This is a genomic window from Thermoanaerobaculia bacterium, from assembly GCA_018057705.1.
Taxonomy (GTDB): domain Bacteria; phylum Acidobacteriota; class Thermoanaerobaculia; order Multivoradales; family JAGPDF01; genus JAGPDF01.
This window is the reverse complement of the sequence record JAGPDF010000145.1, coordinates 1-5651: the sequence shown is the minus strand read 5'-3', so window position 1 is coordinate 5651 and position 5651 is coordinate 1. Positions and strand designations below refer to the sequence as shown.

General features: G+C 69.7%; 4 protein-coding genes. 1 reads left to right on the top strand and 3 read right to left on the bottom strand.

Going from position 1 to position 5651, the window contains the following annotated elements; translation table 11 throughout:
• The 3 genes from KBI44_21235 to KBI44_21225 form a co-directional block, all read right to left on the bottom strand.
• A partial coding sequence (locus tag KBI44_21235) for a PD40 domain-containing protein (protein MBP9147009.1) occupies window positions 1-1089 on the bottom strand: 1089 nt, incomplete at its 3' end.
• Window positions 1090-1253: 164 nt separating this feature from the next.
• Window positions 1254-3929, bottom strand: a complete 2676-nt coding sequence (locus KBI44_21230) for a hypothetical protein (protein ID MBP9147008.1) — start codon at window positions 3927-3929, stop codon at window positions 1254-1256.
• Between the two features lie 99 nt (window positions 3930-4028).
• Window positions 4029-4997, bottom strand: coding sequence for a quinone oxidoreductase (locus KBI44_21225; protein ID MBP9147007.1), 969 nt, complete (start codon window positions 4995-4997; stop codon window positions 4029-4031).
• A gap of 76 nt (window positions 4998-5073) precedes the next feature.
• Between KBI44_21225 and KBI44_21220 the strand changes: the two genes are divergently transcribed.
• A partial coding sequence (locus KBI44_21220; protein ID MBP9147006.1) for a hypothetical protein occupies window positions 5074-5651 on the top strand: 578 nt, incomplete at its 3' end.

Genomic DNA, 5651 nt, shown 5'->3' with positions numbered 1-5651 from the left:
CTTGCCGTCCGGGGACCAGGACGGATCGCGGTCGGCAGCCGACGAGGAGTGGGTCAGGTTGCGGATGTCGCCCTTCTCGGCTGGCACGGTGAAGATGTCGCCACGGGCGGCGAAGACGGCGCGCTTGCCGCCGGGAGAGATGCCGGCGGCGGTGATCTTCTTCGCGACGTCGGCCCAGCGCGGCCGCACGCCGGGCAGGTCGCCCTCGACCTGGATGTCGAGCCACTTCACTTTGCCCTGCGCGATGTCGTAAAGCCCGATCTCGCCGAAGCGCTCGACCGCGATCGCGCCCGGTCCGGCGGAGGCCGACTTCAAGTCGAGCCCGTCGTTGGCGAATGCGCGCGTCACCTTGCGGTCGGCCGTGTCGTAGCGATAGAGCGCCACCGACCCGTCGCGGTCGGAGAGGAAGTAGATCGCGCCGCCCGCCCACATCGGCCAGGCGTCGTTCGAGTTGGCGCGCGGGATCTTCTCCACCGCGAGTGTCGCGAGGTCGACCAGCCAGATCGGCGTCGTCTGGCCGCCACGGTAGCGCTTCCAGGCGCTCTGCCACTGCCCGTGCGGCACGTAAGCGAGGCGCTTGCCATCGGGCGAAGGCGAGGCCATCCAGACCGAAGGCAGCGGCAGTCGCTCCGGCCACCCGCCGGCGGCGGGGACGGAGAAGAGATGGGCGTCGTCCGTGCCGCTCGCGCGCGCGGAGAGAAAGAGCACCTGCGCGCCGTCGGCCGACCAGGCGAGGAGCTGATCGTCCCCCGGATGCCAGGTCAGACGGCGCGGCTCGCCGCCCACCGCCGGGACGATGTAGATGTCGGTGTTGCCGTCGTACTCGCCGGTGAAGGCGACCGTCCGGCCATCGGGCGAGAAGAGCGGATGCGACTCGATGCCGACCCCGGTCGTCAGCCGCCGCGCCGCGCCCCCCTCGCGCCCGACGATCCACAGGTCGTCGGCGTAGGCGAAGACCACCGCCGTCGCGGAGACGGTCGACGTCCGCAGCAGGAGCGGAGCGGCCGCGCTGGCTGCGCTGGCCGCGTGGGGTGCGGCGCCAGCGAGGAAGAGTGCGAGGGCGAAAAGAGTCGGTGCGGCTCGGCGCATGGTCGGTTCGCTCCTGGAGGGCAAAGCGGTGGCGGTCTACCCGGTACTTCGGACCGGCAAGCGGAAAGTTTCGCTGCTCGCCCAGCCGAGCATATTCGGTCCGCCGGCCGTGCGCCGGGGCGATGCGAGCGCGACCCTCGCCGGGAGAGCGGCCGGCGCCGCGGTCAGGGCAGCACGGCCGACCAGGCCGAGGTGTTGCCGCTCGCGAAGCCATCGATGAAGATGCCGGTCAGCGAAGCGGCGCAGTAGCGTGCGCCCCTCTGGGTCTCGATGATGCCGCCCCAGATGATCATCTCCGTACCGGTCCAGACCGTCGACCAGCGTCCGCCGATACGGGAATCGGGCACACCTGCGAGCGTCGTCGGTTGCCAGGCGTCGGTCGCGGGGTCGTAGCGCCCTCCTGTGCGATCGAAGGTGCCGCCCCAGAGCAGAAGCTCGCTGCCGGTCCAGACGCCCTGAGTAATGCGGGGCGTTGGTGCGCCCAGGAGGTTCATGGGAGTCCAGCTGTCGGTCGCCGGGTTGTAGCGCGCACCATCTCCCAGGTCGCCCAGGAAGAGCCACTCGTTGCCGCCCCAGACGAGCATCTCGCTGCCCGTCCAGACCCCGACCGGCGACATTCGGGTGATCGGGGAATCGGCGACATTCGTCGGGGTCCAGGTGTCCGTCACCGGGTTGTACCGTCCGCCGGTAGGAGTGATCCCGTCGTTGATGAAACCGCCCCAGATGATCATCTCCGTGCCGGTCCACACCGCTGCGTGGTGGTCGCGAGCGCCGGGGGCGTCGACAGTGGTGGCATCACTCCAGCTGTCGGTCGCCGGCCGGTAGCGCTTGGCGACGGTGTCGGTGCCGATGCCGCCGAAGACGATCATTTCGCTGCCGGTCCAGACGAGGGAGTATCCGATGCCGCTCGCCGGGGCATTCGTCTCGCTGATGAGGCCCCAGCTGTCGGTCGTCGGGTTGTAGCGTCCACCGCCCGGAGCGCCACCCCAGAAGAGGGCTTCGGAACCGGTCCACAAGGCTTTCTCGGATCCGATGTGAGCGCCAACCGTGCTGATGGCTCGCCAGCTGTCGGTCGCCGGATCGTAGCTCGCACCGGGGGCAAGGCTCCCTCCCCAGCCGCTGCCGCCCCAGATGATCATCTCGCTGCCGGTCCAGGCCGCGGCATGCAGGCCGCGCGCGGCGGGGACGTTCATGGTGCCGGTCGGGTGCCAGAGGTCGAGCTCCGGGTTGTAGCGGCCGCCGTCGAAGTGAAAAAGCCCGTCGTCGTCGAGGCCGCCCCAGACGATCATCTCCGTGCCCGTCCAGACCGCAGTGATGCCCTGGCCGTTGTTGGCCGAGTTCACCGGTTGGGTGGGCGTCCAGGTATCGGTCGCCGGATCGTAGCGGCCGCCCGCGACGACACCGAAGCTGCCGCCCTGGACGATCATCTCGCTGCCGGTCCACACCGCGGCGTGGAATACCCGGTACGACGGGGCTTCGACGGGGCTGGTGGGTGCCCAGGAGTTCGTCGCCGGGTTGTAGCGGCCGCCGCTGCCGTCGTAGGCCGGTGGGTTCGCGCCACCCCAGACGATCATCTCGGTCCCCGTCCAGACCGCCGTGTGGTAGGTCCGCGCGTTGGGGGCGCCGGCGCCGGCGACCGGCGCCCACGAGTCGGTCGCCGGGTTGTAGCGCGCACCGTCGCCGTAGAGCTCGCCCAGGTGGACGTTGTAGCCGTTCCAGAGGATCATCTCGGTGCCCGTCCAGACAGCCGAGTGATAGGCCCGCGGGGTGAGCGGTGCGGTGGCCGTGGAGGTCCAGCTGTTCGTCGCCGGATCGTAGCGGCCGCCGCTGTTCAGGAGGCCCGCATCGCCCTCGCCGCCCCAGAGGATCATCTCGGTTCCGGTCCAGACGACGCTGGCATTGACGCGCGGCTGCGGAGCGCCGGCGAGCGCCGTCGGCGACCAGCTGTTCGTCGCCGGGTTGTAGCGCCCGCCTGTGGCGTCGGCCCGGCCGCCCCAGACCACCATCTCCGTGCCGGTCCAGACCGCGACGTGCGATTGCCTCGCTGCGGGAGCACCCGAGGTCGGCAGGAGTTGCCAGGTGTCGGTGGCCGGATCGTAGCGGCTGCCGTCGCCATAGGTAGTTCCCACGTTGCTCATGCCGCCGAAGACGATCATCTCGCTGCCGGTCCACACCGCCGTGTGCCAGTAGCGCGGGTCGAGAAGCTGCAGCGTCGGCGTCCAGCTGTCGTCCGTGCAGGCGGTGCCGGCGGTGTCGGCGATGATCGGGAGCCGGTAGGCGAAGTCCGCTGCACCCGGGTCCGGCGCCAGCTGCCAGCGAGCCTCGGCCCACCAGGTCTCAAACGGGCGCTTCGCCTGTCCGGTCGTACTCGATCCCAGCAGCTGCGCGTCACGGGCATACTCGGCGCGCAGGAGCCGATCGACCAGCGCTGGCCGGGCGAGGCATTCGGCGGCGAGAGTCGGATCGTCTTCGAGCGCGGCGAAGAGCTCGCGCAGGCGCGCCGGCGACTGCGAGTGGGCGGCCATGCGATCGAGCTCCGCCTGCACCTGCCGCGGCGAAACCGTCACCTGCCAGAGCTCGCGCAGCGCGGCGGACTTCAGGACGACATCCTGGGCTCGATGCCGTAGCAGGTCTTGCGGCACGGCTTGCGCGAACGAGGTCTCGGGATTGGGGGAGCGGTGCTTCCAGTAAACCTGCTCGATGGTCTCCTGGCAGCGCACACGGGCGTCGAGGCTCAGCGGGCCGGACGGGCCTTCTGCGGCCATCGCGGCCATTACTCCCGCGAGCGCGAGCGGGGTGAAGAGCGAGACGGCGCGGCATCGCTGCCGGATTGGATCCATCGTCAAACCTCCTGTAAGTGCATCTTGGGGGTGAGACAGCGGAGGCGTCCGAGTGGAACAGCCCGCGCCAGCCGGAGTCGAAGCGGCCTCGGTTCGGTCTCAGCCGATCTCGATCAGCAGCTTCCCCGTAGTCGCCCGGCTCTCGAGGCGGCGGTGAGCGTCGGCGGCGGAGGCTAAGGGGAAGGTGCTGTCGATGCGGACGTCGAGGGAGCCAGTGGCGGCGAGATCGAAGACGAAGCGGCTGCGCAGGGCGAGCTCCTCGGGGGTGCGGGCGTAGTCGAAGAGTGAGGCCGAAACGAGCGTCCGGCTGCCGAGGACCGGGCGGGGCGAGAACGGCGCAATCATCCCGCTCGACTGGCCGAAGACGATCACGGTCCCTCGCACGCGCGTCGCCCGCACACTGTCGAGAAAGGTCGTTTGCCCGACGCCGTCGATCGTCAGGTCCACACCCTTGCCCGAGGTTCCCGCGAGCACCGCGTCGGCGAAGCTCGTCTCGGTGTAGAGGATCACTTCGTCGCACCCGGCAGCGCGCGCGAGCGCAGCCTTCTCCGGCGTCGAGCAGGTGCCGAAGATGCGCGCCCCGGCGCGCTTGGCGAGCTGGCAAGCGAGGAGCCCCACACCGCCCGCTGCAGCGTGAACCAGCACCGTATCGCCGGAAACCACCGGCCGAATGCCGTGCACCAGATAGTGCGCCGTCATCCCCTGCAGCGGCAGCGCCGCCCCGAGCTCGAACGAAAGCGCCTCGGGCAGCGCCAGCGCCCGCGCCGCCGGCAGCAGGACCTCGTCGGCGTAGCTTCCGGTGGCATCCCAGAAGGCGACCCGGTCGCCGACCCGGGGCGACTCGACTCCATCGCCGACGGCGGTCACCACCCCCGAGCCCTCCTTGCCGACGCGCGCCGGCAACGGCCCCGCATCGTAGAGCCCGCTTCGGAAGTAGGTGTCGATGAAGTTCACCCCGGCGAAGCGCAACGCGATGCGAACTTCTCCCGCATCCGGAACGGGAGTCGGAATCTCATCGAGCTGCAAGACCTCGGGACCGCCCTTGCTGTGAAACCGAGTGGCACGCATGCAGGCATTGTACGGCTGCAGCGGCACGGTGAAGTCGGCCACATCGTCGGCGCTAGGGCGGTCGTAGGATGCCCGAGTGCCTCGCACCCGACCCGTCGTCTTTTTTCCATTGTGTGCGCTTTTGCTTCTTTTCGAAGCGCAGGCCGGGGCGGTTCCGGAAAGCACTGTCACCGACGTCGCCGGCGACGACTGGAGCCTGCCGGTGTGGGTGACACCGACGCCCAACTCGGGCTTCTTCTCCGAAGAGGCGGCGGCGGGCTTCAACGTGAACGTCCGGGTCGCCGACTTCACCTGGCGGCAGCTGCAGCCGACACAAGGGTCGTTCTCGCAGACGACGAGCGATGCGGTCTACGGCATGACCTTCCCGTCCTGGAACACGCAGCTCGCCGGTAGCGACCCGATCTGGCTCCGCCTCTGGGTGAGCGGCGACGACTGGGCACCGCAGTGGGTGAAGACACTCTGCGGCGTTGCCGTGGTCGGAACCGGGTACGAGAACGACGACCAGCTGCCGATCTGGAATGCCTGCTTCTGGCAGCAGGCGCGCGAGCTCTTCCGCCAGGTGCTCATCGTGCGCGGGCTGCGCTCGGATCCGCGCCTGAAGTTCCTTTACGCCCCCGGCGCCTTCACCTGGTGCGAGTTCGACTACGACATCCC